Here is a 24,504-nt window from a genome sequence, read left to right on the forward strand (position 1 = left end):
CGAGCCCCCCTGCCGGTTCTTGTTCCGAACTTCGGCCCTGCCCGTCTGTGAATGATTCGGTCTTGCTGACAGCCAGACACTGCCAGCGCCCCGCCGGCCACGCAATTGAAACCCTTTTTTAACCTTAACAAAACGGGCAGGTGAACAACCCCGGCCGCTCTGGCACGCAACCTGCAGCCATCCACATGTCGCTATTGAAAATGCCCACACCTGTCCGCCTATGGGACAGGCCCGGGCCGAAAGTAAGGAGCCAAGAGGCATGAGACACGATGGTTCAGTGACGTTGTTCCAATATTGGAACAGGTTGCGCGGCAACCGTCCGGCCCCCAGGCGCACGGAAGTTGAACCTGCAGAGATCAAGTCCCTGCTGGCCGATACGTTCATCCTTGAAAAAGACGCACGGAGCGAAGCCGTCTTCCGCCTCGCCGGCACCCGGCTGTGTGCCACTTTTGGAAAAGAGCTGAAGGGCCTTTCCTTCGCATCGCTTTGGGCGGGCCGCGATCAGACAGTGGTCGGAAAGCTCGCACGCAGCGTTTTCGACATGAAGTCCGTCGTCGTTCTTACCTTCGACGGAAAAAACAAAGCCGACGACAGGGCGTCGTTCGAGCTCTTGCTCCTGCCTCTGGAAGGTGGGATGGAGAGCCCCCGCGCAATGGGTTCGCTTCTGGCCTGCGAAAAGCCCTTTTGGCTGGGTGCAGAGGCCCTCGTCGACTGCGAAGTGACGTCTCTGCGCCTCATCGATGCGGATCGCGAGCCGGTTCTCCTGAAAAACCGTCCTGCCGTTGAAGTCCCGCCACTGGTGCCCGAACGACGGTCCATTACCGACAGTCTGATCGAGCCCGGTCAGGGCCGTCGCTTCCGGCATCTGGTGGTCTTCGATGGCGGCCGCAACGTATAGTTGCTCTTACCGGTTGTTAACCGATTGGGCGTAGTGTAGCGCTGCCCGACTGGGCATCAGAACCGCCACAGCGAAGAGCGCATACCACCATGTCAGCGGCGATAAACCGGTCCACACTGGATGATGAGCGACGCAGTTTTCAGCGCGTGAAAGTGTCGATCTACGGCCGTTTCATGCTGGAAGACCGCAGCGAACACGCGTGCCGCGTGACCGACATGTCGCCGGGCGATGTCTGCCTGATCGCCCAGCGGTCAGGCCGCCAGGGTGAACGTGTTATCGCCTATCTCGATCATGTTGGCCGCATCGAGGGTGAAATCATCCGGGTCAACCGCGACGGTTTCGCCATGACGGTGGTGGCATCGGAGCGCAAACGCGACAAGCTCGCAGCACAGCTCACCTGGCTCGCCAACAAGCACGAACTGGACCTGCCCGAGGATCGTCGCCACGAGCGCATCGCACCGCGCAATCCGATCAGCGTCCTGCGTCTGCCGGACGGCCGCGAATACCGCTGCCGCATTATCGATCTTTCACTCTCCGGTGCAGCCATTGAGAGCGAAGTCAGGCCTGAACGGGGCACCCAGGTTCATATTGGCACAATGCGTGGCCAGGTGGTCCGCCACTTCGACGACGGAGTGGCCATCGAATTTGCCAGCATTCAGGACCGTCAGGCTCTGGAAGCGGAATTCTCGCTCGCTGCCGAAGTCTGACAACGCCCGAGGTCAGAACCTCGAAGTCCGCTGCAATCACATCCCTGGCCTCGCCGGCCGGCAGGTCGCTTCTGGCACCTTTCACCATGCTCCCATAACCAGGGAACAAAGGTAGTCCTGAGCCCGCACCACGCGCACGGCTCCGGGGTCGCCATTGTGCGCAGCCGCCATGCAGACATCCGTCGGCTTCATACCCGGTGCGTCGAACACCAATGCGCGCAGATTCTTCATTCCGCCTCCGGATCGCTTCTTCAATTTCGCTACAATTTTAAGCAAACTTTATTCAAATAAAAATCAAAACAAGATCGCTTTTTATTCTTATTAATTCAAAATACAGATAGAATTTATCGAGACTTATACTGTGCAATTTTGCCTGGAATAAATTCCCCTCTGCCATTGTCGCGTCAAACGGGGAGACAAGACAATGGGGCTTTCAACAAGCGCACGGCTCATAGCCGCAGCCGCAATCGCAATGGGGGCGTTCACCACGGGGGCGTTCGCCACACCCAATTTCATGAAGATCGGCGGCCTTACCAGTCAGCCTATCGGGCACTATGAGCTGTGTCAGCGTGAACCGGTGGAGTGCCGCCAGACCACGGCGCGTCCGCGCCCGGTGCAGCTCACGCGGAAGCTCTGGCAGGCCATGATCGACGTCAACAACGCTGTGAATTCGACGGTTCTGCCGCGCACCGACATGGAAATGTGGGGTGTTGAGGAATACTGGTCCTACCCGCAGGCCTATGGCGACTGCGAGGACTACGTCCTTGAGAAGCGTCGGCGCCTCATCCGCGCGGGCGTACCGGCCGGCAATCTGCTGATCACGGTCGTGCGCCAGCCCAACGGAGATGGACATGCGGTGCTGACGGTTGTCACCAGCATGGGTGACTATATTCTGGACAATCTGGAAGCACGTGTTTCAGTTTGGACCGATACGGACTACACCTATCTGAAACGCCAGTCGGCGTCTCATTCCGGCAAATGGGTCACCATCAACGATGGGCGGGCCATCGCTGTCGGCAGCGTTGCCTCGAGCCGCTGATACATTCCATACTCATGGGCGCAATGGACGGGACGCGCCCATGACAGGCTGACATCCGACGGACGACACTGCGCTTCTGACCTCCGCGCAGCCGGGTCCGCTCCGGGACACCCGGTCGAGTCCCCACCTCCCCGTCCCCAACGACCGGGTACAGGAGCCGGCCCACCCCATGGGCCGGCTCCGCCTTTTCCGGGCTCCTAGGGTCAGGACCCACTAATATGGCCGCAATGGCGATCGATAGACCAAGAGATGCAAGGAGAAGCCCGCAGAGCGGGGTCCTCCCCCCGGTCAAGGGGTTTGACGCAGCAGGTCGCCGGTCTATCGAACGTCCTTCGGATCGGCCTGATTTGCACGGCCTACTTTGTCGCAAGACCTTGAAAGACATGAAGTCTTCCTGCGGCCTTGCTTCGCGTATCCGCACAAATCAGGCCGACCATTGCGGCCATATTAATGGGTCCTGACCCTAGAGCGTCTTCAGTTCATTCAGAAAGCGGTTGCCGTTTTCCACGTAGTGAGCTGACGACCACTGAAGAGCGCGCACGGCCTCGTCGTCCAGTTCCCGCACAACCTTTGCCGGTGAGCCGACGACGAGCGAATTGTCGGGGATTTTCTTGTTCTCTGTTACGAGTGCACCCGCGCCTATGACGCAGTTCCTGCCGATCTCGGCTCCATTGAGAACAATCGCGCCCATGCCGATCAGGCTGTTTTCGCCGATTGTGCAGCCATGCAGGATCGCCCGGTGGCCAATCGTGCATCCGCGCCCGATGCGCAGCGGGAAGCCCATATCCGTATGCAGCACCGAGTGCTCCTGGATATTGGTGTTTTCTCCGATCTCGATGGGCTCATTGTCACCACGCAAGACGGCACCGAACCAGATACCGGCGTTGCGACCTAGCCGCACCCGTCCGATAATCGAGGCATCCGGTGCGATCCAGTTGGTTTCCCTGTCTTCGAAAACGGGGCTTTCGCCCGCCAGTGCGTAAATCGGCATAGTCCACTCCAGTTCGAACAAGTCGTACTCTGCAGCATCCCGCTCCAAAGCAGAATAGCGGCTTCAGGAAAACGCTCCCGGTCTCCATTTTTCAGGAAGCTCCTGCGGCAGGGATTTACTGTCCCTTTACCATGTAGAGCCAAGGTTTCATTGATATTCAGAAACTTGATGATGATTCTCCCACCCGCGGGAGGCGTGCACGAGGGGATGACACTGGTAACCGGCGAAACCACGGGTGATTCCGGCGCGGAGCCGGCTTCGCGGAGACATCGCCTTGCGACCCGCGTGCTCCAGTTCTGCCTCGCTCTCCTTGTCCTGTCTCTCGGCATCTTCTTTTTCGGGCGCTGGTATGGGGCCACCCTGTCGAATGCCGGCCACACCGAATCGGTCAGGCTTCGGGAAATCGTGATCCGGAACAATGTTCTGACGGTTCCTGAAAATGCGATCCGCTTCAAGAGTGCGCGCATGGATGGCGTCACGCTGCGTCTGGATCTCTATCTGTCATGGCCCGAGCTTGAGGGATACACGCCCGAGCGGCGCAACGACTTCAATCATGTCGACGGAGCGCGGAACATCATATTCCTCACGTTCGAGGAACAGGTGATGTCGCGCGATATGAGCAACAGGCTGGAGCCGGTTTACCGACAGATCATCGAGACGCGCTCAGTGGCCGGCCCCGGGAACATTCGGTTCCATCGTTTCAAGAGGGATTCGGGATATGCGGGGGAGGTTTTGGCCATCGCAGAGAATACGGGCACAGCTCAGCCATTTGTTGCCCGTTGCCTGACAGGCACAGCAGCCCGCGAAGCGCTAGCACCTTGCGAGCGGGACATTAACGTCGGAAACCGCCTGAGCATGACATACCGCTTCCCTGCTTCGCTTCTGGGGCACTGGCAGGCTCTGGACAGCGCGATAAAGCAGAAGGTTGCGCGCCTTCTCAATGCACCTGGCTAACAGGACACGCGCCTACGCCCGGAGAACTCAATTATAAAGCCCGCAGGCAACCGTGTTGCATGCGGGCTTGCCAAAAAGATGATCTGGCAGAACCTCTCAGAGATCAATGTCTAGAATGGCCATCGAGAAATTATAGGAAAGCTCTCCTTCATCTTCATCCTTGAAGATGATTCCGAGAAACTCATCTCCCAGATAGAGCTCGCAGGAATCGTCCTTGCGCGGGCGCGCCTTCACACTCAAGGCAGGATTGTTGAAGGTGCGTTTGAAATACGCTTCCAGCTTTCTGATTTCCTCGGGATTCAAGAAACATCTCCAGTGCATCGCGCGTCGCCAGGGTCAAACATTTTCGGCAACCCTTATGCGCAGCTTCAGATTTCGTACAGAACCGACAAATCACGCGGACGGCTGATTGGCGGCACTGCTGTGGTGGCGCGCTTCTGGCATGAGCCCAGCGCTACTGTAAACCCTGAAACCGGGATTTCAGCCGTAAAGCTTCCGTAGGTCAACAGGCGTTTCCGATCCGCCGGGAACGCTCCAGCCGCCATCGCAACGCAAAATGACAATGTTGAGGCTGCCGAAGCTCTCTCAGGTTTCGCTGTGAAGTGTCTGGTCCATCGAACGCGATGGTTCGCTGCATCCGGACTCTCCGACAACCCGCGCCGGCACGCCCGCAACTGTCTTGGCGGACGGCACATCATTCAGTACGACCGATCCCGCAGCGACCCGGGCGCAGTGACCGACCTCGATATTGCCGAGGATCTTCGCGCCGGCGCCAATCAGAACGCCATGGCGAATCTTTGGATGTCGATCGCCGGTTTCCTTGCCTGTACCGCCGAGGGTCACGGCATGAAGGAGTGAAACGTCGTCTTCCACGACTGCAGTTTCACCGATCACGACCCCGGTCGCATGGTCAATGAAGATTCCCTTGCCCATCCGTGCTGCCGGATTGATGTCCGTCTGGAAAACAGCGGAGGAGCGGCTCTGCAGATACAGGGCGAAGTCCCGTCGTCCCTCATTCCAGAGCCAGTGGGCCAGCCGGTGGGTCTGGATCGCGTGGAATCCCTTGAAATAAAGCACCGGCATCAGAAAACGGTCGCAGGCCGGATCACGGTCGTAATAGGCCTGAATGTCGACACGCACCGTTGTGCGCCATTCCGGGTCGGCATTCAGCATCGCGTGAAATGTCTGTCGGATGAGATCCGCGCCCATGTCCGGATGGTCGAGCCGCTCGGCCACCCGGTGAATTACCGCGCTTTCCAGATCGTCATGATTGAGGATCGTGGCATAGAGAAACGCTGCCAGAAGCGGATCGTTAGCAACCGCGGCCTCTGCCTCTTCGCGCACGGCATACCAGATCGGATCCACCGGTTGCGGCGTGCTTTTGCCGGAACTGCGCTGGCGAATTGCGTTGCGTGCGTTCATTGGATTTCTCCACCCGGGCTCAGGGCCTATGAATATGGCCGCAATGATCGGCCTGGTTTGTGCGGGTGGGCAAAGCGCCACCGCAGAAAGACTTCATGGTTTTCAGGGTTTTGCGACACATTACCCCGTGCAAGTCACGCCGGTCCGAAGGACGCTCCATACCTCAGTTATCCACGCCCATGCAAACGTCAGGTGATTCCACCTGCCCGCATAATGCTCTAGATCGCCGTGCGTCCATCCGGACGCACAAAGGACGATCTAAACTATAAATGGAGCATCGGAACAATCCGAAAACCGGATCCCACTTTTCGGTCCGATGCTCCAAGGCGTAAACTTGCCTTGCATGGCAACATACGTCAGAAGCCTTGGTAGTTGAACCGCAAAAAACCGTGACCATAGTTACAGGAAAATTGATGCATGACAGTGCCAGCCCATCACAGTGAGCCAGCCCTCCGCGTTTCCTGCATCGATGGTGTTGCCACAATTCTCCTCTCGCGTCCGGGGAAGATGAACGCTGTCTCGCAGTCAATGTGGCGCGAGCTCATTGCCGCAATTGAAAAACTTGACGCCGACGACACGGCGCGCGTGATGATCCTGCGCGGAGCGGGCGACAATTTCTGCGCGGGGGCCGACATCTCCGAATTCGAGACCGTACGCCGGGATGCGGAAACGGCGCGGGTCTATGAAGCGCTGAATGCAGAGGCATTCGCCGCCATCCGCAAGACGCGCCTGCCCACGGTCGCCGCCATTTCCGGCGTCTGCTTCGGCGGTGGTTTCGGTCTGGCGGCGGCATGCGATCTGCGGATTTCAACACCGGATGCGCTCTTTGCAGTTCCCGCCGCCCGGCTCGGCCTTGCCTATCCGGTCGAGGCTATGGGCGACATTGTCGCCACGGCGGGTGCGCAGATGGCGCGCTATCTCACATTCACCGGCGCCCGGATCGACGCAGCACGCGCCAGGGAGTGCGGGTTCCTTCTTGAAATCGTGCCCACCGACGTTCTGGCCAGCCGGGCACAGGAGATAGCGACAATGCTCGCCGCTAACGCGCCCCTGTCAATCCGTGCTTCGAAGGCGTCCATCGCAGCCGCTCTGTCTTGCCGCGCGGGCGACGTCTCGCACGCGCAGAATCTGGGCGACATCACCTTCGAGAGCGCAGACTACGCGGAGGGGCGCCTGGCTTTTCGTGAACGCCGGCCAGCCCGCTTCCAGGGGCGCTGAGCGATCAGGCCGCCTGATCGCGGCCCAGAAACTTCAGGATTTCCGAAGCGAAAACGTCATTTCGGTCGCCGACAACCATGTGCCCCGCGCCGCCAACATCGACGTAGGATGCAGCCGGGGCGAGCGAGACGAACTCCCGCGCGTGAGACTCCTGCACCAGTTCCGACCGCATTCCGCGGACAAGAAGAACGGGAAGGTGCAGTTCCGGCAGACCTGCGATCAGTTCCTGCATTAGCGCTTCCGCGCCGGAATTGATGTTCACCGCGCCCTTGATGAAGGCCGGGTCCCAGTGCCAGCGATAGCGGCCGTCTTCGTCCTGCCGCAGGTTCTTGCGAAGACCTTCGAGGGAGCGGCGCGGTGCGCGGTGCGGGAGATACGCAGCAATGGCATCGGCCGCCTCTTCGAGAGAGGCAAACCCTTCCTCCATCCGCGCGCCCATGAACCCCTGAATCCGGTCCACCCCGGCAGGGTCGAGACGCGGCGTGATGTCGACAAGAACCAGCGCGTTCAGAATCGGGCCAGCCCGCATTTCCGCCGTCAAAGAGGCAAGGCCGCCAAGCGATGCGCCCACAGCCGCGGGCCGCGTGTGAAAGCGCTCGTGCACCTGGCGAAAGATTGCCGCTGCATCCTCGCCATAGTGATGAAAGCCGTAATGCCCGCTTTCCATCCAGGCGCTCTCGCCATGGCCGCGCTGATCGACCGCGATTGCCCGCATGCCGCGCCTGGCCACATCCCGGGCCGTTGCATCCCATGCGCGGCGGGTCTGTCCGCCGCCATGCAGAAAAACGACCGGCTGACCGCCACCATCCCATATGTCACCGATCAGTCGATTGCCTTCGGCCCCGACGAATGAAATCGCCTTACGTTCGATCAAGAGGGTGCTCCTCCAGAAATGCCAGCGCGCGCGCCTTGAATGTCCGGTCGCCCACCGCCAGCATGTGATCCCGTCTCTCAATGGCAAACGCGACGCCATTAGGCAACAGATCGGCAAGGCCTTCGGGCGAACCGGCAATATCGTCGCGCGTTCCCACCGCCACCAGCGTCGGCACGGCTATCCTCGCCGCATCCTGTTCGGTCAAAAGTTCACGCGAGGTCGCGATGCAGGCTGCGAGTGCCCTGCGATCGCTCTTCGTCTGGTCTGCGAACTTGCGAAACATCTGACCACGCTCCGAGGCGATGGTATCGGGGTCGTCGGTCAGCAGGGCCTCGGCGATCTCATCCCATTCGCCAACACCCTCGATCATGCCCAGTCCCAGCCCTCCCAGGATCAGCGTCGCGACTTTCGCGGGATGTTCAAGGGCGAGAAAAGCGGAAATGCGCGCGCCCATGGAATAACCCATCACATGCGCCTTCGGAATGCCCAGATGATCAAACAGCGCTGCCGCATCGCCAGCCATTTTGCGGGGTGTGTAAACCGCCTCGTCATGGCTCTTGGTGGAGCGGCCATGGCCGCGATTGTCGAGTGCGATCACGCGAAAACCCGCATCCCGCAGCGTTTTCACCCAGCCCGGCGCCACCCAATTCACATAGTGGGTGGAAGCGAAGCCGTGGATCAGGAGAATTGGATCGCCCTGCCCTTCATCGATAAAGGAAAGTTCGAACCCGTCATGTTTGAAAGACTGCATGTCTGGATATGCGCCGCTGCTGACTATTGTGCGCCGGCAGTCCCGATGCGCGGATGGCGCAGACGATCACCGACCTCGATACCCATCTTCTGCGCGGTTCCCGCCAGCAGTTCAAGCACGAATTGAGATTCCACATCCGGTGATATGGACGCGGTGGAGAAAGGTGTTCCAGGTGCAATCGCCCGTACCGTGCCGTCGGCACCGACAAACATCAGGTCAAGTGCGAGTGGCGTGTTCTGCATCCAGAAGCCCTGCCGGCTCTCCGCCGGAAAGACGAAGAGCATGCCACGATCTGCGGGCATGGACTGGCGGAACATCAGGCCGCGCTGACGTTCATGCGGCTCGTCGGCGATCTCGATGTCAAACCGGACCTCGCCCGACGATGTGATCGCGACAAGCGGTTCAGGGTCGATCGGCAGCCGCATCGCCGAGCCCTGCGCAAGCGCCCCGGCTGTCGCAACCATCAGGGCGACGACAGCAGACAGGAAACAGCGAGACAGGGAAAACACAAAGCGCGGCATCGCTGGCACTCTCTCAGGTACAGGAGCCGCGCAAGATCAGTGCGCGGCGTTCAACGTGCCAAGATCGGGATAGACTTCGGCGGCCATAAGGCCCTTTTCGCCTCGCCCGAAACGGACCAGAACCACCTGGCCGGGGCGCAGTTCCGTCACACCGTAACGGCGCAGGGTTTCCATATGAACGAAAATGTCCTCGGTCCCCTCACCCCTGGTCAGGAACCCAAACCCCTTGGTGCGGTTGAACCATTTGACAATCGCCCGCTCCAGCCCGCTCTCCGCGACAACGGTAACATGGGTGCGCGGTGCCTGATCCTCACTCGGGTGAACCGCCGTCGAAAGGTCGATCGACACCACCTTGAAGGCCTGCAGCCCCTTTTCGCCCTGCTGGGCGAGGCAAACGACCCGTGCGCCCTCAAGTGCCGTCGGGAACCCATCCTTGCGCAGGCAGGTTACGTGAAGTAGCACATCGCCATGCTCTTCATTGTCCGGGAGGATAAAGCCATAGCCTTTCGCCACGTCGAACCATTTAATGGCGCCGGAAATCTCTACCAGTTCCCCGGTTTCCGCGACGTCATCCGTCTTCGGCGCCTTATCGCCAGCCTCGTACCTCTTGGTTGTCGAGGACTTGTCGTCCATCCCATCAAGCCTTTTCTCAAGTCCGCCCGACTCACTGTGTGTTTCAAAGATAGCATTGGCGCTTTGTGGCATAGCAAGACCCAGTTTCTGATTTTCAACAGCAGGTGAAATCAGCCGGATTTGAGGGATTTCGGCAAAACGGCACAACCGGTTAACGTGCAACATTGCCGAATAGAACGTGTAGAGACCCCGTACCGTATACGTAAACCAGCAAGCGAGAGAGAACATGCGCTACCTGCACACCATGGTCCGTGTAAAAGACATTGATGAATCGCTCGATTTCTACTGCAACAAGCTCGGACTGACCGAGGTTCGCCGCTCTGAGAACGAGAAGGGACGTTTCACCCTGATCTTCCTTTCGGCCCCCGCAGATCAAGCGCGCGCGAGCCAGGAACAGGCACCGCTGATCGAGCTCACATACAACTGGGACCCGGAGAACTATGACGGGGGCCGCAATTTTGGACACCTCGCCTACGAGGTTGACGATATCTACGCTCTTTGCGACCGGCTGATGAAGGCAGGCGTCACCATAAACCGCCCGCCCCGCGACGGCCGCATGGCCTTTGTTCGTTCGCCTGACGGGATCTCGATCGAACTCCTCCAGAAAGGCGGCGCAAGGGAGCCGGCCGAGCCCTGGGCCTCCATGGAAAACACCGGCAGCTGGTAAATTCTGCAAACGCGCCGTGCGTTATCTGGAACGCACGGCGTATTTTCCTGCCGCTGCCGCCATGCTAACAGCAGAAGGCCGTTGATTGCCTTTGGGGGAGACAAGCATGAAAGAGGTTCTTCTCGAGCTGGAACGTCGCCGCGCTGCCGCGCGCGAGGGTGGAGGCCAGCGGCGGATCGACGCCCAGCACGCCAAGGGCAAGTTGACCGCGCGTGAACGCATCGAGACGTTCCTCGATGAAGGCACGTTCGAAGAGTTCGACATGTTCGTCGAGCATCGATCCACCGATTTCGGCATGGAGAAAACCCGCATTTCCGGCGACGGCGTTGTGACGGGATGGGGCACGGTCAACGGGCGCACCGTCTTCGTTTTTGCCAAGGATTTCACCGTGTTCGGCGGCTCTCTTTCCGAGGCGCATGCGGAAAAGGTGGTCAAGGTCCAGGAGATGGCGCTGAAGAACCGCGCGCCCATCATCGGCTTCTACGATGCGGGCGGCGCGCGCATTCAGGAGGGCGTGGCGGCACTCGGTGGCTACGCCGAGATATTCCAGCGCAACGTCCTCGCCTCCGGAGTCATCCCGCAGATTTCCGTCATCATGGGCCCCTGCGCGGGCGGTGACGTCTACTCCCCGGCCATGACCGATTTTATCTTCATGGTGCGCGACACCTCCTACATGTTCGTCACCGGGCCGGATGTGGTCAAAACCGTAACCAACGAAACGGTAACGGCCGAAGAACTCGGCGGCGCCTCCGTTCACACCGTCAAATCCTCCATCGCCGATGGCGCCTACGACAACGATGTGGAAGCGCTCCTGCAGATGCGCCGCCTTATCGATTTCTTGCCAACGTCCAACACGGGCGACCTGCCGGAAGTGGAGTGTTTCCAGCCCGTCTCCGACCCCGATTACTCTCTTGACCGGCTGGTGCCTGACAATGCCAACAAACCCTACGACATCCGTGAGCTGATCCTGAAAACCTGCGACGAAGCGGATTTTTTCGAAATTCAGGCGTCCTTCGCCAAAAACATCGTGACCGGATTTGGTCGCGTGGAGGGCCGCACGGTGGGTTTCGTCGCCAATCAGCCGATGGTGCTGGCGGGCGTTCTGGATTCGGATGCTTCCCGAAAGGCCGCCCGCTTCGTACGCTTCTGCGATTGCTTCAACATTCCGCTTGTCACCTATGTGGATGTTCCCGGATTCCTGCCGGGCACCGCGCAGGAGTATGGCGGGCTGATCAAGCATGGCGCCAAACTGCTCTTTGCCTACGCGGAGGCAACGGTTCCCAAGATCACCCTCATCACACGCAAGGCATTTGGCGGTGCCTACGACGTCATGGCCTCCAAACATCTGCGTGGTGACATAAATTATGCCTGGCCTTCGGCCCAGATCGCGGTGATGGGTGCCAAGGGCGCGGTGGAAATCATCTTCCGCAAGGACATTGACGATCCGGACAAGATAGCCGCCCACACAAAAATGTATGAGGACCGCTTCCTCTCGCCCTTCGTGGCGGCCGAGCGAGGATATGTGGACGAGGTTATCATGCCGCATTCGACACGGACGCGCATTGCCCGTGCCCTGCGGATGCTGCGCAACAAGGACCTCCAGAATCCCTGGAAAAAGCACGACAACATTCCGCTCTGACACAGCACCTTGCACTGCGCCTCACGGCCTGTCTTCCACCGCGTCAGAAGCTGCGTGGCGGCACAAACAGGCAGATGGTGCGGCCATCCATCTTTCCGGCCACGGAGCACCAGTGGAACACGCCATCGGGCGAGTTGCGCACACGTTTGTCCGTATACGGCAACACTTCACCGGTTACCCTGATGACATATCCCTCGGGTCCCTCCGTGACGGCGGCATTCGAGACCTCCCGGCAGTCACGGTCGGAGCAGCAGGCATAGGGATAGCGCCAGCCGCTCTTTGCCTCATGCGCAACAGCCATTGTCCATGAAGGCGCAAATGCGCCCAAAAGAAGAGCCCCACTTAAAGCCAGACGCCGCTTGGAAAAGCCAGAGTAGATCATACTCATCTCCTCGAGACTCCTCCCGGCAGTCAGTGTCCGCCTCATCTGTTAACGAAGCTTTAACCATCCGCCGCGCAATTGTCTCAAAGCTGGCGAAAGTCAGGTTCAGAGCCTGTTGAAGATGGCAATTTCAATGTGCGTTCCCCCTTGCATCGCAAGGTTTGACGCCGGCGGTCGTTGACAATCGTGGCCTGCCGGTGTGGTCTGCCGGACGAACGCCGCGAACCGGTGGACTACACTCGCAGGAAACGCACATCATGCCAAAAACCGATATCGCGCGCCGCGTCTACAATCACGCCTGGAAGCTCGACCCCATCTGCCGCAGCCTGCTGGACACGGACTTCTACAAGCTTCTGATGCTGCAGATGATCTGGGGGCTGTATCCGAATGTCGATGCGACCTTCTCTCTCATAAACCGCAACAAGTCAGTCCTCCTTGCCGACGAGATCGATGAAGGAGAGCTGCGTGAGCAACTGGATCACGCCCGTGCGATCCGCTTCACCAAAAAGGAAATGATCTGGCTCGCCGGTAATACGTTTTATGGACGCAAGCAGATTTTCCAGCCGGAGTTCCTCAACTGGCTCGCGGATTTCCGGTTACCCGAATACGAGCTCACCCGCCGTGGCGGCCAGTACGAACTCAACTTCCATGGCAAGTGGATGGAAACCACGATGTGGGAGATTCCCGCCCTTGCGATCATCAACGAGCTGCGATCGCGGGCTGCCATGCGTTCGCTCGGCCCCTTCGCGCTCGATGTTCTCTATGCTCGCGCCAAGGCCAAGGTCTGGACCAAGGTCGAACGCCTGAAAAAACTGCCGGACATCAAGATTTCCGATTTTGGCACCAGGCGGCGACATTCTTTCCTCTGGCAGCGCTGGTGCGTGGAAGCGCTTAAAGAAGGCATCGGCGACTCCTTTACCGGCACCTCCAACGTGCTTCTCGCCATGGACACGGACCTGGAAGCGCTTGGCACAAACGCTCACGAGCTGCCGATGGTGCTGGCAGCGCTGGCCAGAACTGATGAGGAGCTTCTCGAAGCCCCATATCGCGTTCTCGAAGACTGGCAGAGCTACTACGGCGGCAACCTGCTGATCGTGCTTCCCGATGCATTCGGAACGGAATCCTTTCTGCGTGACGCCCCGCCATGGGTCGCGGACTGGACGGGCTTCCGCCCCGACAGTGCGCCTCCCATCGAAGGCGGGGAACGCATCATGGAGTTCTGGCGCAAGCATGGCAAAGATCCGCGTGACAAGCTGCTGATTTTCTCCGACGGCCTCGATGTAGACACGATCGAAGCGGCCTACCGCCATTTCGAGGGAAAGGTGCGCATGGCCTTTGGCTGGGGCACCAACCTCACCAATGATTTCGAGAACTGCGCGCCGACGGAAGTGAATGGTCTGAAGGCGATCTCCGTCGTCTGCAAGGTGAGCAGCGCAAATGGCCAACCGGCAGTCAAGCTCTCCGACAACCCGGAAAAGGCAACAGGCGACCCAGCCGAAATCGAGCGCTACATAAAGCTGTTTGGAACGCAGAACCGCGTTCGCCGCACAGTTTCAGTCTGACAGTCCAGCTTTATGGGCACCGCATCGGCGCGTTTTTTTCTGCAAATGGCGAGAAGTCTGAAACGATCAGGCTTCTTCCAGCATTTCCTTAACAACCGTTGCAAGCTGCTTTAGAGAGAAAGGCTTCGGCAGGAAGCCGAACTGCGCATCCTCCGGCAGGTTCTTTGCAAAGGCATCCTCCGCATAACCGGACACAAAGATGAACTTGATGTCGGGCTGCGCCTTGCGCAGCTCGCCAAGCAGTGTCGGGCCGTCCATTTCCGGCATCACAACGTCGGAAACGACGATGTCGACCTTGCCATCCAACTCGTTGAATATCTCGAGCGCCTCGACGCCGGAACTGGCCTCATGCACTTCATACCCCCGTGAGGAGAGTGCGCGCACACTGCCCATCCGGACCGCATCCTCATCTTCTACGAGGAGCACGCGTGCGGAGCCTGAAAGGTCGCGATTCTCTTCTTTCGCCTTCGCAGCGTCGTTCCCCCGCGCAGCGGCCTCGTCAGCAGTTTTCTCCGCTTCGGTCGGAACGTGACGCGGCAGGAAAATGCGGAACGTGGTGCCCTCACCCAACTCGGAATCGCAGAAGATGAAGCCGCCCGTCTGCTTGACGATGCCGTAAACCATGGAAAGGCCAAGACCAGTTCCCTTGCCCACCTCCTTGGTGGTGAAGAATGGCTCGAATATCTTCTTTATGGTCTCAGGATCGATGCCGGTACCCGTATCGCTCACTTCCACTGCGACATAGTCGGCCGCTGTCATTTCGCGATATGGAAACTGGGCGCACTCTTCAGCCGAAACGTTACGGGTCCGTACAGCGAGCTTGCCGCCTTCCGGCATCGCATCGCGTGCGTTGACGGTCAGGTTCACGACAACCTGCTCAAACTGACCGATATCGGCCTTGACCGGCCAAAGATCGCGGCCATGCTCGATGGAAAGCGTGATCTCGCTGCCGACGAGGCGCGCAAGCAGCATCCTCAGATCCGCCAGAACATCCGTAAGATTGAGCACTTCCGGACGCAGGGTCTGCCTGCGCGAGAACGCCAGGAGCTGACGCACCAGTGACGCGGCGCGATTGGCATTCTGCTTGATGTTCATGATGTCCGGGAAAGACGGATCGGACGGACGGTGGTTCGTCAAAAGCAGGTCGGAGGCCATGATAATGGCCGTCAGGACGTTATTGAAATCGTGCGCGATGCCACCGGCAAGCTGTCCCACGGCCTGCATCTTCTGGCTCTGCGCCATCTGCGCTTCTAGCGCTTTCTGCTCCGTCGTTTCCACGGCATAAACGATAGCGGCTTCCTCGGCACCCTCTCCGCCATCGTGGTCGACCACGGGATTTACATAAAAGCGCACGTGCCGCTCTGCATCGTCCGGCAGCATTGTGTCGATGGGCGCGATCTCCGCCTGGCGTTGCTTTGCCCTTTCGAGCGCCGCGGCAAACGCCTCGCGGTCATTCTCGTGAATGACCGCATCCAGCCGGATATTCCGCTCCACTGCACCGCTGTCGACGACACGCGAGAACAACGAAAGGAACGGCGCATTTGTGCGCAGGATCCGCCCTTCATGATCCACCGAAGCAATCGCCATCGGCGTGGAATTGAAAAAACGGGTAAATCGCACTTCGGACGCACGCAGGTCAGCCGATGCGTCCTCGCCCAGTTGGCGGTTCAGGACGATGGTTCGGGTTGCCCCGGGGGTTCCCTCGCGGCTTGCAGCCACGCGATGCATGAACCGCACCGGAAGCACTTCGCCACCCATTGTAGAGAGGTCGAGATCAATCACCGCATTGCGTGCTGTGCCCGGATCAGCCTTCACCGCGTTGATCAGCGCCATCCCGTCACCGGCAACGATCTGTGGCAGGCGCACGGCTCCGGGCACGAAATTGGCAAGATCGATGCCCAGCCATTCCGCCAGCGTTGCGTTGATATAGGTCACACGTCCGTCGGGATCGGCCGCGAAAAAGCCCGCCGGTGCATGATCCAGATGATCAATCGCCTTTTGAAGATCGAGGAAGAAGCGTTCCTGCTCGGCGCGCTCTTCCGAAATATCGGCAATCTGCCAGGCGGACACCGGCTGACGATAACCCGGCAGCTTGAAGATGCGCGCCCAGGTTCTGTACCAGCGGGCGCCAAGCGCACCGCCGGGGCGGATGGAGCGCGACAGCCGGAACTCTCCGTCACCTGCACGTCCGTCGCGCAGACCGGCCGAAAGCTTCTCCACCACCGGTGCGGCTTCCGGATTGTCTGCCAGAAGTCCGTCGACGGTCTTCACATCGGCCACCGATGTTGCACCCGTCATTTGTGCATAAGCATTGTTTGCATAAAGGATGCGGCCCTTGGTGTCCGCAACCACAAGGCCCTCCTCCATGGAATCGACAAAGGCCCTGGAGAGTTCACTTCCCGCCGAACGCGGTGCGACCTGCACGAATCCGATGGCTGTTGCGAACAGAAACCCCACACCGATCATCGCCAGAATACCAAGGAGTCCGAGCAGGAACGGATCGCCGAGCCGTTCGCGGAACACGGAAAATGCAACCGCAGAAAGGGTCAGTATGACGATGAATATGATCAGGCGCGTGATGGCACCGGGTCGAGAACTCTGGTCGACAATCGGTGCTGCGTGGATTTCTCCCCCGGTCTGCTTGGCCATGCGTTTCCCGTCTGTCGCGCCCAATTCCTGCCAGGCTCCACGCGAACCCGGCCTCTCCGGGATATATCAGGGCTCCCGGCATCTGCAAGCGTACACATGTAATCGAAACGCAAATCGCCTTTCTTTGCGCGAATTTTGCTGCTGAAAACCATGGGGGCAGGCTCTGTCGGCGCAGCCGCGGGTTGCCGCGTCCCTGCGAGACGCATAGTTTGGCTGATCAGATTGAGAGTGGAGTAGACGAATGCGCGACTGGCTCGTGGGAATTTTTGGAGAGGCTTACGCGACCGCGGCCTTCTGGACGATCATTCTCATTGCCGTCGCCGTTGTCCTTCTGGTGTTTCTCCGGGTGAACCGCCGGTTCACCGCCGGGACTTTCATCTCCGGCGCACGCGGCAGGCAGCCGCGCCTGGCTGTGACGGACGCCACCCCTGTGGACAACCACAGACGTCTCGTACTGGTACGCCGTGATGACGTGGAACACCTCATTCTGATCGGCGGACCAGGCGATCTCGTGATCGAAACCAATATCGGGGGGCCCCGTGCCACGGCTGCCGAGCCTGTGACGCAGCCGGTCGAAGAACCGGGCGCACCAGTCGAACCACGCGCCTCCGGCATGCAGGAAGCGGATATCGAGAGAGAAGAGCGCCGCACCGCCCCCTCTTCCCCGGAACCGGAAATGCCCGAGCCAGAACGTCGCGCATCACCACCAGAACCGGCGATCCAGATAGCCAGTCGGCCGGCACCGGCCCCCGCGCCGGCACCCCGCCGTTATCCGGCAGAAACAGTGACAGAAGCTCCACAGCCAATGCGAGAACCCGTGTCGTCGCCCGCTCCGCGGCGCGCCGTTACAGCGGCATCGATCGGTTCGCTTGCAACCGTGGCGCCGGCTGCCCCAAAACGTGTGTCGAGGATCGAAGACACCGGGGAACACCGATCGCCAGAACCCGGCACCGAGTTGCGACACACAGACGAGGCTCCTGACGTTGATTTTGAAGTCTCACGCGCAGAGCAATCCGGCACACAGACTCAGGCCGGCGAACACACGCTCGAAGATGAGATGAGCCGACTGCTTGAAGAGCTTTCAGAACAGAAACACTGACGGCCCGGTTTCAAAGCTCCACCAGACGGTGGACAAGAAAAAAGCGCCAACCCTGAGGGGTGGCGCGCACAAAACAAAACAAGCACGGATCAAAAGCGTGCTTAAAGTAAAAAAAAATCAATCGTCGCGATAGACTTTCTCGCGGCGTTCATGACGTTCCTGTGCCTCGATCGACAAAGTCGCAATCGGGCGTGCATCAAGCCGCTTCAGTGAAATCGGCTCACCCGTTTCTTCACAATAACCGTAGGTCCCCTCCTCGATGCGCTGCAGGGCGGCATCGATCTTGGAGATCAGCTTGCGCTGGCGGTCCCGCGCTCGCAGTTCGATTGCGCGATCCGTTTCGGACGACGCACGGTCGGCGAGGTCCGGGTGATTTGCACTTTCTTGTTGCAGTACCTCGAGGGTCTCACGCGCTTCCTTGAGAATGTCGCTTTTCCAACGCAGCAGTTTCGCACGGAAATATGAGCGTTGGCGCTCATTCATGAAGGGTTCGTCCTCGGTGGGCACGTATTCGGCATTTCTGAGCTCATTCATCGAGTCACCCTGAGATGTTTTGACGCCCGCGCCTATATATTCACGCACCCCCGCAACCACAAGCACAAAGGCCGCATGCTTCACGCTTTTGTTAATTACGGCGGTAAAAGTGGATATCTCCTACTCCAAACGCGGGATGCGTATAAACTCCCCGGGGAGATCAACGGATTCCACGGAGGGGAAATGATGGAAAAACCGCGCAGTTTTGGTTCAAACCAGCAGATTTTTGGCGCGTTTCCTTCGTTTTTTCCCGGATTTCGATAATGTCCCGCCTTCTCCTGCTTCGCCACGCAAAGGCCGGCTGGGCGGCACCTGGTACGTCGGATTTCGACAGAACCCTTACCCAGTCGGGCCAATCCGATGCAAAGGCGCTTGGAATGCGCATGCGCTCAATCGGCCTCATTCCCGATCTGATCCTGTGTTCTCCAGCCAGGCGCGCCGTCGAAACACTTGAATTCGTTGCTTCAACACTCTTCGACAGCCCCCCAAAAACGGAACTTGTCCCGGAATTGTACAATTCCGATGCAACGGACTATCTGCACGCCGTGCGGGAAGCGCCGACGGCTGAGACATTGCTGCTGGTGGGGCACAATCCGATGATGGAGGATCTGGCGTTCGAACTTCCATCCGCAGGAGACCAGCAGGCAATGCGCGGAACCGCCTCCGGCTTTCCCACATGCGGCCTTGCAGTCATCAGCTTTTCCGGACCGCTGGCGGATATAAGACGCAATGGCGGGCGGCTCGAAGCCTTCCTGAAGCCGGACCTCTGACGGTACGCTGCGCCATCGGTCTTCAATCACGGCTTTGGGTTCCTATATGCAAGGTCTTGCGATTTTTGAGGATTTCGCCTTTTGGCTTCATTGACCACATATACGGACGAAGCGCGGATTGTTCTCGACACGCTGGCCGGACGGGCCGCCGGGCTCGTTTCGCCCTCACTGCGGATCGGCGTTACCGGGCTTTCACGCGCAGGCAAGACCGTTTTCATCACCGCTTTCGTGCACAATCTTCTGCACGGTGGACGGCTACCGCTGTTCGACGCGCAGAGTTCGGGGCGTATTTCCAGGGCCTATCTGGAACACCAGCCGGACGATGCGGTCCCCCGCTTCCAGTATGAAGATCACATCGCCGCGCTTGTCGAAAGCCGTGTCTGGCCCGAATCCACGCGCGCCATCTCCGAGTTGCGCCTGACGGTCGAATTCGAATCCGCATCAGCATGGAACCGTCTCCTGTCACGCGGGAAACTATCCTTCGATATCGTTGATTATCCTGGCGAATGGCTGCTCGACCTACCGCTTCTTTCGAAGGACTACGAAACCTTCTGCCGTGAGGCGCTGGAGATGGCAGCCCTGCCAGCCCGCGCCGATCTTTCGGCTGAATGGCGCGCCCTGACGCATGAGGTCGACCCGAACGAACCGGCAGATGAAATGGCCGCCCGCAGGCTTTTCGAGGCATTTTCATCCTATTTGCGTGCATGCAAGGCCGATCACCGGGCGCTTTCAACGCTGCCACCCGGCCGCTTCCTGATGCCGGGTGATCTGGAGGGTTCCCCGGCATTGACCTTCGCCCCGCTGGGTGTGGAGCCCGGCGCCCGGGGCAAGCCCGGCTCGCTGCATGCCATGATGGAGCGGCGCTATGAGGCATACAAGACGCATGTCGTTCGTCCGTTTTTCCGCGAACACATCGCCCGGCTCGACCGACAGATCGTGCTGATCGATGCAATGCAGGCCATGAACGCGGGCGCCGAGGCCGTTACCGACCTCGAACGGGCGCTGACCGAGATCCTCTCGTGCTTCCGCCAGGGGCGCGGCAATCTCCTGACCGGGCTTTTTTCGCACCGCATCGACCGGATTCTCGTCGCGGCAACCAAGGCGGACCACATCCACCACGAAAGCCATGACCGGTTGCAGGCAATCGTGCGCCGGCTCGCCGATCGTGCCATTGCACGGGCCGGTTTTTCCGGCGCCGCGGTCGACGTGCTCGCCATGGCCGCCGTACGGGCGACGCGCGAGGGAACCGTAAGACAGGGCAAGGAGACACTGCCCGTCATCATCGGCACCCCGCTGGAGGGCGAAACCATCGCCGGTGAGACGTTCGACGGCGAAACCGAAACGGCAATCTTCCCAGGCGACCTGCCCGAAAAGCCCGGTTTGATCTTTCAACAGCCGGGAGCGGACGAAGAAAACGCCGGCTCCGCTCCCGAGAACCCGCTCCGTTTCGTGCGGTTTCGCCCGCCGCGGCTCGAGCGAACCGCCGAAGGCCTCACCCTCTCCCTCCCGCATATCAGACTTGACCGGGCCCTTCAGTTTCTTGTCGGAGACCATCTCGCATGAAGAGAGCGCCCGCATCGTTTCGCATAGATCCGCCGAGACCCGAAAAGGTCGAAGAGCCGGCAGCCAAACGAAAGCCCCAGGCAGTGAGCCCCGGCAAGGCTGTAGCGGTGGTCGCCGAAAGCGACGATTATTTCGCCGAGCCGGACTTGGCTCTCACCACCCCGCCGCCGGTTCCGCCCCGCCGCCGCTCCATACTGGGCCGCGTCTTCTTCACCGCCTTCGGTATCCTCGTTTCGCTGGCAATTGGTCTCTGGACCGACCGGTTGATCCGCGACCTCTTCAACCGTGCCGACTGGCTGGGCTGGCTGGCGCTCGGCGTGGCCGCGACAGCGCTGCTGGCGTTCGTGGCAATCCTTGTTCGTGAAGCACTCGGCATCATGCGGCTCGCTTCCATCGAGGCGATGCGCCGGGATGCAACGGACGCGATCCTTCGCAATGACACCGCAGAAGCCAGGAAAACGGTGGATCACCTAATGGGTCTGCTGGCGCGCAAGCCCGAGACGGCCGCCGGCCGCGAAACGCTTCTGGGCCTCAAAGACGATGTGATCGACGGTGCGGACCTGCTTGCGGTTGCCGAGAAGGAACTGCTCGCGCCCCTCGACGCCATGGCACGAACCCAGGTCTTGAATGCGGCCAAGCGTGTGTCGGTGGTGACCGCGGTATCGCCCCGGGCGCTGGTCGACATCGCCTATGTGCTCTTCGAGGCTGCGCGGCTGACACGGCGTATTGCCGATCTCTATGGCGGGCGGCCCGGATTCCTCGGATTCATGCGCCTTGTGCGCAGCATTTTCACGCATCTTGCCATCACCGGCTCCATGGCCGCCGGCGAAACGCTGGTTCAACAGGTCGTGGGCCACGGGCTTGCTGCGCGCCTTTCAGCGAAACTCGGCGAAGGCGTGGTCAACGGCATGATGACGGCGCGCATCGGCATCGCCGCCATGGACGCAGCCCGCCCGCTCCCCTTCAACGCCGTTCAGCGCCCGGGCATCGGCGACTTTCTGAAAGCACTGACGAGTTTTGCGTCGAGCGAGAAAACCGGCAAGGATAGCCCGAAAACATAGCGCCAGTTTCTCTGACCTCGTCGGCGGTTCGGGTGAGTCTCAAAAGACACACCCGCGAACTATCACAACCGGACCCCCGGGTTTGATACACTCGGCGGCTGCACCGAATCAGGTCGGTATGGTAGACAAAGCCTTAACCAATCTGCGGCAGGATTCCCGCTAGATTTCTTTTTCAACCTGATCTGGTTCTTTAGCTCATGCTGAAATTCGCGCTCAAGCTCGCTCTTCTGGCCGCTGCTGCAGCCCCGATTTCCGGTTTTGCCGGCACGGCGGAAGCTTCGGAAAAGGAGCGGCGTTTTTTCCAGTCTGTCGAAGGAAGCTGGTCTGGTCCCGGCGAGATTGTCGCCGGCAAATACAAGGGTACGAAGTTCGTCTGTAATTTCGACGGTGGCACGCCCGACAAGAAGATTGGCATGGCGCTCGACGGAAGCTGTCGTGTCGGGGTCTTCACACAGCCCATGAAGGCCAGTGTGGTACGTGGAAAGGGCGGCTATATCGGAACCTTTCTCGATGGCGCGGCCGGCAAGGGTCTCGATGTCACCGGCGGCAAGGTAATCGGAAACGATGTGGTGTTCGCTCTTCACCGCTCCTCGCTCAGCGGTGCGATGCGCGCGCGCATCAGCGACAAAAACACGATGCACATCACCATTTCCGTGCAGGTGAACGACGATATGGTTCCGGTGATCGGAATGAAACTGAAGCGCACGGATTCCGGCGGCATCGAAGCCATCGCCCGGCAGTAATCGCTGATGCCTTGTGGGCGCCATGTCGATCATGCCGCCAGGTTTTTCGGGAAGAAAAAGCGGCTTTCAGCCGCTTTTTTTGTCTCCATCGACGCGCCACCACATTCCGTCGGGCGTAATTCGCTCCATACCGCTCTGATCCAGCGTTTCAAGGAGCGCTCTGGCGCATTTTCCGTCAATCTCCCGCTCCGGCGCAATCTCGGCCAGTGGCGCCAGGACGAATGCACGCTCGGCCATGCGCGGATGCGGTATCGTCAGCCCGGCATCGTCCACAGTACGGTCACCGTAAAACAGGATGTCAACGTCGATGGGGCGCGGCCCCCAGCGCTCCGCCCGTATGCGCTTGAGCGCCCGTTCGATCGTCAGGCACTGCTCGAGGAACGCATGCGGATCAAGGCTGGTTCGCACCATGGCAACGGCATTGAGAAAATCCGGCTGATCGAGCTTGCCCCACGGAGGCGTGCGATAGAGCGACGAGACGGCGAGAACCTCTGTATCGCGCCGGGCATCGAGCGCCGCCAAAACCATCTGCATCGCCCGGCGCGGGTCTCCGATATTGCCCCCCAGACCCAGATAAACGTCCTGCATTCTACTGCGGCCAGACCACGGAAACCTCGACATAGTCCAGAACTCCAGGAACAGGAGCGTTGGGCTTGCGTATCGTGATTTCAGAACGCGCAATCTGCGGGAAGCGGGCAGCAAGTGCCTTCGCCACTTCCAGCGCCAAAGCCTCAATCAGAAACCGGCGCTTGCCGGCGACGATCTCTTCAATGACCTTGAAGGCCGCGCCGTAGTCGACCGTTCCCTCCAGAGAATCATCGCTAAGCGCACGGCCAGGTTCCACGGTCAGCACCGCATCCACATAGAAGCGCTGGCCCAGGCGCTCTTCTTCGTCGTGCACGCCGTGACGCGCGAAGAAAGCGCAGTTCTTCATCCGGATTACATACATCATCGCCTCACCGGCCTATCTCTGCGCTGCAAGCATAGCATCTGCTACCTTCAGCGAATCCCTGTTGATTGCGACATCGTGCACCCGAAAAACGGCTGCGCCCTTCATTCTAAGCAGCGCACTGGTCGCGGCCGTTCCCATATCCCGATCTTCTGCACTCTCGCGGCCCGTGACCGCCCCCACGAAGCGCTTGCGCGATGTACCGACAAGCAGGGGGAATGCAAGGCCGGCCAGTTCTTCGAAACGAGCCATGATCTCGATGTTCTCCTGCGTGTTCTTGGCAAAGCCGAAACCCGGGTCAAGCATGACCTGTTCGTCCCGAACGCCGGCATGGCGGGCGATTTCCAGCGAGCGGCGCAGAAACGAGAACTGATCGGCGATCACATCGGAAAGCTTCTCGCGCTCGCGGCCGGTGTGCATGATGACGAGCCCTGCCCCGCTTTGCGATGCGACCTCTGCAATGCCCGGCTCGCGCTGAAGCCCCCAGACATCGTTGACGATATGGGCTCCCGCAGCGACGGCGAGCCGTGCCGTATCGGCCCGGTAGGTATCGACGGAAAGAAGGACGTCATCGCGCCTCGCGAGCGCCTCGAACACAGGCAGTATCCGATCCTGCTCTTCGGCAGCGGATACCGGCGCGCCGCCGGGGCGGGTCGATTCGCCGCCGATATCGACAATGCACGCCCCCTCGCCGATCAGTCTGTCTGCCTGGCGGAGCGCGGATTCGATGCCGACAAAGGCACCGCCATCGGAAAAACTGTCCGGCGTAACGTTCAGAATGCCCATGATGATCGCGTCCGGGCCGAGCACGAGTTCGCGCCCATGCGCAAGTTTCCAGACAGGAAAAGTCATCGGGCTTGTAGCCTCCGGATCGCAAT

At 59.9% G+C, this 24,504-nt stretch carries 27 protein-coding genes; 13 read left to right on the forward strand and 14 right to left on the reverse strand.

Annotated features, from left to right (window positions below; all coding sequences use genetic code 11):
* Positions 1–259: 259 nt before the first annotated feature.
* Positions 260–898 (forward strand): PAS domain-containing protein, encoded by a 639-nt coding sequence (locus AC07E3_RS00955; protein WP_336071627.1) that lies wholly within the window; start codon positions 260–262, stop codon positions 896–898.
* An 89-nt stretch (positions 899–987) separates the two neighbouring features.
* Positions 988–1,605, forward strand: a complete 618-nt coding sequence (locus tag AC07E3_RS00960; protein WP_065815211.1) for a PilZ domain-containing protein — start codon at positions 988–990, stop codon at positions 1,603–1,605.
* An 81-nt stretch (positions 1,606–1,686) separates the two neighbouring features.
* Here the strand turns inward: AC07E3_RS00960 and AC07E3_RS00965 are convergent, their stop codons facing one another.
* Positions 1,687–1,836, reverse strand: a complete 150-nt coding sequence (locus AC07E3_RS00965; RefSeq protein ID WP_478360022.1) for a hypothetical protein — start codon at positions 1,834–1,836, stop codon at positions 1,687–1,689.
* Positions 1,837–2,029: 193 nt separating this feature from the next.
* Between AC07E3_RS00965 and AC07E3_RS00970 the strand changes: the two genes are divergently transcribed.
* On the forward strand, positions 2,030–2,644 hold the full coding sequence (locus tag AC07E3_RS00970; RefSeq protein ID WP_478360023.1) for a transglutaminase-like cysteine peptidase: 615 nt from the start codon (positions 2,030–2,032) through the stop codon (positions 2,642–2,644).
* A gap of 463 nt (positions 2,645–3,107) precedes the next feature.
* Here the strand turns inward: AC07E3_RS00970 and AC07E3_RS00975 are convergent, their stop codons facing one another.
* Positions 3,108–3,635: a gamma carbonic anhydrase family protein gene (locus tag AC07E3_RS00975; RefSeq protein ID WP_478360024.1), complete on the reverse strand. Its 528-nt coding sequence runs from the start codon at positions 3,633–3,635 to the stop codon at positions 3,108–3,110.
* Between the two features lie 207 nt (positions 3,636–3,842).
* Here AC07E3_RS00975 and AC07E3_RS00980 point away from each other — a divergent pair, with 207 nt between their 5' ends.
* Positions 3,843–4,589 carry a hypothetical protein gene (locus AC07E3_RS00980; protein ID WP_478360025.1) on the forward strand — a complete coding sequence of 249 codons (747 nt, stop codon included), beginning with the start codon at positions 3,843–3,845 and terminating at the stop codon, positions 4,587–4,589.
* A 96-nt stretch (positions 4,590–4,685) separates the two neighbouring features.
* On the opposite strand, the gene AC07E3_RS00985 is transcribed toward AC07E3_RS00980, so the two are convergent.
* Together AC07E3_RS00985 and cysE are read right to left on the reverse strand one after the other, a co-directional pair.
* Positions 4,686–4,892, reverse strand: a complete 207-nt coding sequence (locus tag AC07E3_RS00985; protein ID WP_007008028.1) for a DUF3126 family protein — start codon at positions 4,890–4,892, stop codon at positions 4,686–4,688.
* A 282-nt stretch (positions 4,893–5,174) separates the two neighbouring features.
* Positions 5,175–6,011, reverse strand: a complete 837-nt coding sequence (gene cysE / locus AC07E3_RS00990; protein ID WP_336068675.1) for a serine O-acetyltransferase — start codon at positions 6,009–6,011, stop codon at positions 5,175–5,177.
* Between the two features lie 417 nt (positions 6,012–6,428).
* Between cysE and AC07E3_RS00995 the strand changes: the two genes are divergently transcribed.
* Positions 6,429–7,229, forward strand: coding sequence for an enoyl-CoA hydratase/isomerase family protein (locus tag AC07E3_RS00995; protein WP_478360026.1), 801 nt, complete (start codon positions 6,429–6,431; stop codon positions 7,227–7,229).
* A 4-nt stretch (positions 7,230–7,233) separates the two neighbouring features.
* Here AC07E3_RS00995 and AC07E3_RS01000 read toward each other — a convergent pair whose 3' ends face one another.
* Genes AC07E3_RS01000 through AC07E3_RS01015 form a run of 4 tightly spaced genes read right to left on the reverse strand, consistent with a single transcriptional unit; the run spans position 7,234 to position 10,008 of the window.
* Positions 7,234–8,103 carry an alpha/beta fold hydrolase gene (locus AC07E3_RS01000; RefSeq protein ID WP_478360027.1) on the reverse strand — a complete coding sequence of 290 codons (870 nt, stop codon included), beginning with the start codon at positions 8,101–8,103 and terminating at the stop codon, positions 7,234–7,236.
* Complete coding sequence (locus AC07E3_RS01005; RefSeq protein ID WP_478360028.1) at positions 8,090–8,854, reverse strand: alpha/beta fold hydrolase; 765 nt, start codon at positions 8,852–8,854, stop codon at positions 8,090–8,092. The genes AC07E3_RS01000 and AC07E3_RS01005 overlap by 14 nt, the downstream gene beginning before the upstream one ends.
* 23 nt (positions 8,855–8,877) lie before the next feature.
* Entirely contained in the window at positions 8,878–9,375 is a 498-nt protein-coding gene (locus AC07E3_RS01010; protein ID WP_478360029.1) for a DUF192 domain-containing protein, read from the reverse strand.
* 36 nt (positions 9,376–9,411) lie between these two features.
* Entirely contained in the window at positions 9,412–10,008 is a 597-nt protein-coding gene (locus AC07E3_RS01015; protein ID WP_336068663.1) for a cold-shock protein, read from the reverse strand.
* 226 nt (positions 10,009–10,234) lie between these two features.
* Between AC07E3_RS01015 and gloA the strand changes: the two genes are divergently transcribed.
* Both gloA and AC07E3_RS01025 read left to right on the forward strand, forming a co-directional pair.
* Positions 10,235–10,675 (forward strand): lactoylglutathione lyase, encoded by a 441-nt coding sequence (gloA, locus tag AC07E3_RS01020; protein WP_478360030.1) that lies wholly within the window; start codon positions 10,235–10,237, stop codon positions 10,673–10,675.
* Positions 10,676–10,781: 106 nt separating this feature from the next.
* Positions 10,782–12,314, forward strand: coding sequence for an acyl-CoA carboxylase subunit beta (locus AC07E3_RS01025; protein ID WP_336068661.1), 1,533 nt, complete (start codon positions 10,782–10,784; stop codon positions 12,312–12,314).
* A 43-nt stretch (positions 12,315–12,357) separates the two neighbouring features.
* On the opposite strand, the gene AC07E3_RS01030 is transcribed toward AC07E3_RS01025, so the two are convergent.
* Entirely contained in the window at positions 12,358–12,615 is a 258-nt protein-coding gene (locus AC07E3_RS01030) for a hypothetical protein (protein ID WP_100213155.1), read from the reverse strand.
* A 338-nt stretch (positions 12,616–12,953) separates the two neighbouring features.
* Between AC07E3_RS01030 and pncB the strand changes: the two genes are divergently transcribed.
* Complete coding sequence (gene pncB, locus AC07E3_RS01035) at positions 12,954–14,258, forward strand: nicotinate phosphoribosyltransferase (protein ID WP_336068660.1); 1,305 nt, start codon at positions 12,954–12,956, stop codon at positions 14,256–14,258.
* 66 nt (positions 14,259–14,324) lie between these two features.
* Here pncB and cckA read toward each other — a convergent pair whose 3' ends face one another.
* Positions 14,325–16,907, reverse strand: coding sequence for a cell cycle histidine kinase CckA (gene cckA / locus AC07E3_RS01040; protein ID WP_478360031.1), 2,583 nt, complete (start codon positions 16,905–16,907; stop codon positions 14,325–14,327).
* Positions 16,908–17,148: 241 nt separating this feature from the next.
* Here cckA and AC07E3_RS01045 point away from each other — a divergent pair, with 241 nt between their 5' ends.
* The gene (locus AC07E3_RS01045) at positions 17,149–18,006 is read left to right on the forward strand and encodes a hypothetical protein (RefSeq protein WP_478360032.1); all 858 of its coding nucleotides are present in this window, start codon (positions 17,149–17,151) and stop codon (positions 18,004–18,006) included.
* Between the two features lie 117 nt (positions 18,007–18,123).
* On the opposite strand, the gene dksA is transcribed toward AC07E3_RS01045, so the two are convergent.
* Positions 18,124–18,540: an RNA polymerase-binding protein DksA gene (gene dksA, locus AC07E3_RS01050; RefSeq protein ID WP_007008015.1), complete on the reverse strand. Its 417-nt coding sequence runs from the start codon at positions 18,538–18,540 to the stop codon at positions 18,124–18,126.
* A 263-nt stretch (positions 18,541–18,803) separates the two neighbouring features.
* Between dksA and AC07E3_RS01055 the strand changes: the two genes are divergently transcribed.
* From AC07E3_RS01055 to AC07E3_RS01070, 4 genes are all read left to right on the forward strand, one after another.
* Positions 18,804–19,310 carry a SixA phosphatase family protein gene (locus AC07E3_RS01055; RefSeq protein WP_478360033.1) on the forward strand — a complete coding sequence of 169 codons (507 nt, stop codon included), beginning with the start codon at positions 18,804–18,806 and terminating at the stop codon, positions 19,308–19,310.
* A gap of 81 nt (positions 19,311–19,391) precedes the next feature.
* Positions 19,392–20,873: a YcjX family GTP-binding protein gene (locus AC07E3_RS01060; RefSeq protein ID WP_478360034.1), complete on the forward strand. Its 1,482-nt coding sequence runs from the start codon at positions 19,392–19,394 to the stop codon at positions 20,871–20,873.
* Positions 20,870–21,934, forward strand: a complete 1,065-nt coding sequence (locus tag AC07E3_RS01065; RefSeq protein WP_478360035.1) for a YcjF family protein — start codon at positions 20,870–20,872, stop codon at positions 21,932–21,934. Before AC07E3_RS01060 ends, AC07E3_RS01065 begins: the two co-directional genes overlap by 4 nt.
* Before the next feature lie 197 nt (positions 21,935–22,131).
* Positions 22,132–22,677: a hypothetical protein gene (locus tag AC07E3_RS01070; protein ID WP_478360036.1), complete on the forward strand. Its 546-nt coding sequence runs from the start codon at positions 22,132–22,134 to the stop codon at positions 22,675–22,677.
* A gap of 66 nt (positions 22,678–22,743) precedes the next feature.
* On the opposite strand, the gene folK is transcribed toward AC07E3_RS01070, so the two are convergent.
* From folK to folP, 3 genes are read right to left on the reverse strand one after another with little or no spacing between them, the layout of a single operon-like run.
* Positions 22,744–23,265, reverse strand: a complete 522-nt coding sequence (gene folK / locus AC07E3_RS01075) for a 2-amino-4-hydroxy-6-hydroxymethyldihydropteridine diphosphokinase (protein ID WP_478360037.1) — start codon at positions 23,263–23,265, stop codon at positions 22,744–22,746.
* Between the two features lies 1 nt (position 23,266).
* Positions 23,267–23,626 carry a dihydroneopterin aldolase gene (gene folB / locus AC07E3_RS01080; RefSeq protein WP_007007133.1) on the reverse strand — a complete coding sequence of 120 codons (360 nt, stop codon included), beginning with the start codon at positions 23,624–23,626 and terminating at the stop codon, positions 23,267–23,269.
* A 15-nt stretch (positions 23,627–23,641) separates the two neighbouring features.
* A complete protein-coding gene (gene folP, locus AC07E3_RS01085; protein WP_478360038.1) occupies positions 23,642–24,478 on the reverse strand; it encodes a dihydropteroate synthase in 837 nt (278 codons plus the stop codon).
* Positions 24,479–24,504 lie beyond the last annotated feature (26 nt).

The sequence above is a fragment of the Nitratireductor lacus genome, from assembly GCF_056431025.1.

What these genes read in the sequence shown, in the direction of transcription:
- AC07E3_RS00955 (WP_336071627.1), top strand. Translation starts at nt 260, where the DNA reads ATGAGACACGATGGTTCAGTGACGTTGTTCCAATATTGGAACAGGTTG.
- AC07E3_RS00960 (WP_065815211.1), top strand. Translation starts at nt 988, where the DNA reads ATGTCAGCGGCGATAAACCGGTCCACACTGGATGATGAGCGACGCAGT.
- AC07E3_RS00965 (WP_478360022.1), bottom strand. Translation starts at nt 1,836, where the DNA reads ATGAAGAATCTGCGCGCATTGGTGTTCGACGCACCGGGTATGAAGCCG.
- AC07E3_RS00970 (WP_478360023.1), top strand. Translation starts at nt 2,030, where the DNA reads ATGGGGCTTTCAACAAGCGCACGGCTCATAGCCGCAGCCGCAATCGCA.
- AC07E3_RS00975 (WP_478360024.1), bottom strand. Translation starts at nt 3,635, where the DNA reads ATGCCGATTTACGCACTGGCGGGCGAAAGCCCCGTTTTCGAAGACAGG.
- AC07E3_RS00980 (WP_478360025.1), top strand. Translation starts at nt 3,843, where the DNA reads ATGACACTGGTAACCGGCGAAACCACGGGTGATTCCGGCGCGGAGCCG.
- cysE (WP_336068675.1), bottom strand. Translation starts at nt 6,011, where the DNA reads ATGAACGCACGCAACGCAATTCGCCAGCGCAGTTCCGGCAAAAGCACG.
- AC07E3_RS00995 (WP_478360026.1), top strand. Translation starts at nt 6,429, where the DNA reads ATGACAGTGCCAGCCCATCACAGTGAGCCAGCCCTCCGCGTTTCCTGC.
- AC07E3_RS01005 (WP_478360028.1), bottom strand. Translation starts at nt 8,854, where the DNA reads ATGCAGTCTTTCAAACATGACGGGTTCGAACTTTCCTTTATCGATGAA.
- AC07E3_RS01010 (WP_478360029.1), bottom strand. Translation starts at nt 9,375, where the DNA reads ATGCCGCGCTTTGTGTTTTCCCTGTCTCGCTGTTTCCTGTCTGCTGTC.
- AC07E3_RS01015 (WP_336068663.1), bottom strand. Translation starts at nt 10,008, where the DNA reads ATGGACGACAAGTCCTCGACAACCAAGAGGTACGAGGCTGGCGATAAG.
- gloA (WP_478360030.1), top strand. Translation starts at nt 10,235, where the DNA reads ATGCGCTACCTGCACACCATGGTCCGTGTAAAAGACATTGATGAATCG.
- AC07E3_RS01025 (WP_336068661.1), top strand. Translation starts at nt 10,782, where the DNA reads ATGAAAGAGGTTCTTCTCGAGCTGGAACGTCGCCGCGCTGCCGCGCGC.
- AC07E3_RS01030 (WP_100213155.1), bottom strand. Translation starts at nt 12,615, where the DNA reads ATGGCTGTTGCGCATGAGGCAAAGAGCGGCTGGCGCTATCCCTATGCC.
- pncB (WP_336068660.1), top strand. Translation starts at nt 12,954, where the DNA reads ATGCCAAAAACCGATATCGCGCGCCGCGTCTACAATCACGCCTGGAAG.
- cckA (WP_478360031.1), bottom strand. Translation starts at nt 16,907, where the DNA reads ATGGCCAAGCAGACCGGGGGAGAAATCCACGCAGCACCGATTGTCGAC.
- AC07E3_RS01045 (WP_478360032.1), top strand. Translation starts at nt 17,149, where the DNA reads ATGCGCGACTGGCTCGTGGGAATTTTTGGAGAGGCTTACGCGACCGCG.
- dksA (WP_007008015.1), bottom strand. Translation starts at nt 18,540, where the DNA reads ATGAATGAGCTCAGAAATGCCGAATACGTGCCCACCGAGGACGAACCC.
- AC07E3_RS01055 (WP_478360033.1), top strand. Translation starts at nt 18,804, where the DNA reads ATGTCCCGCCTTCTCCTGCTTCGCCACGCAAAGGCCGGCTGGGCGGCA.
- AC07E3_RS01065 (WP_478360035.1), top strand. Translation starts at nt 20,870, where the DNA reads ATGAAGAGAGCGCCCGCATCGTTTCGCATAGATCCGCCGAGACCCGAA.
- AC07E3_RS01070 (WP_478360036.1), top strand. Translation starts at nt 22,132, where the DNA reads ATGCTGAAATTCGCGCTCAAGCTCGCTCTTCTGGCCGCTGCTGCAGCC.
- folK (WP_478360037.1), bottom strand. Translation starts at nt 23,265, where the DNA reads ATGCAGGACGTTTATCTGGGTCTGGGGGGCAATATCGGAGACCCGCGC.
- folB (WP_007007133.1), bottom strand. Translation starts at nt 23,626, where the DNA reads ATGTATGTAATCCGGATGAAGAACTGCGCTTTCTTCGCGCGTCACGGC.
- folP (WP_478360038.1), bottom strand. Translation starts at nt 24,478, where the DNA reads ATGACTTTTCCTGTCTGGAAACTTGCGCATGGGCGCGAACTCGTGCTC.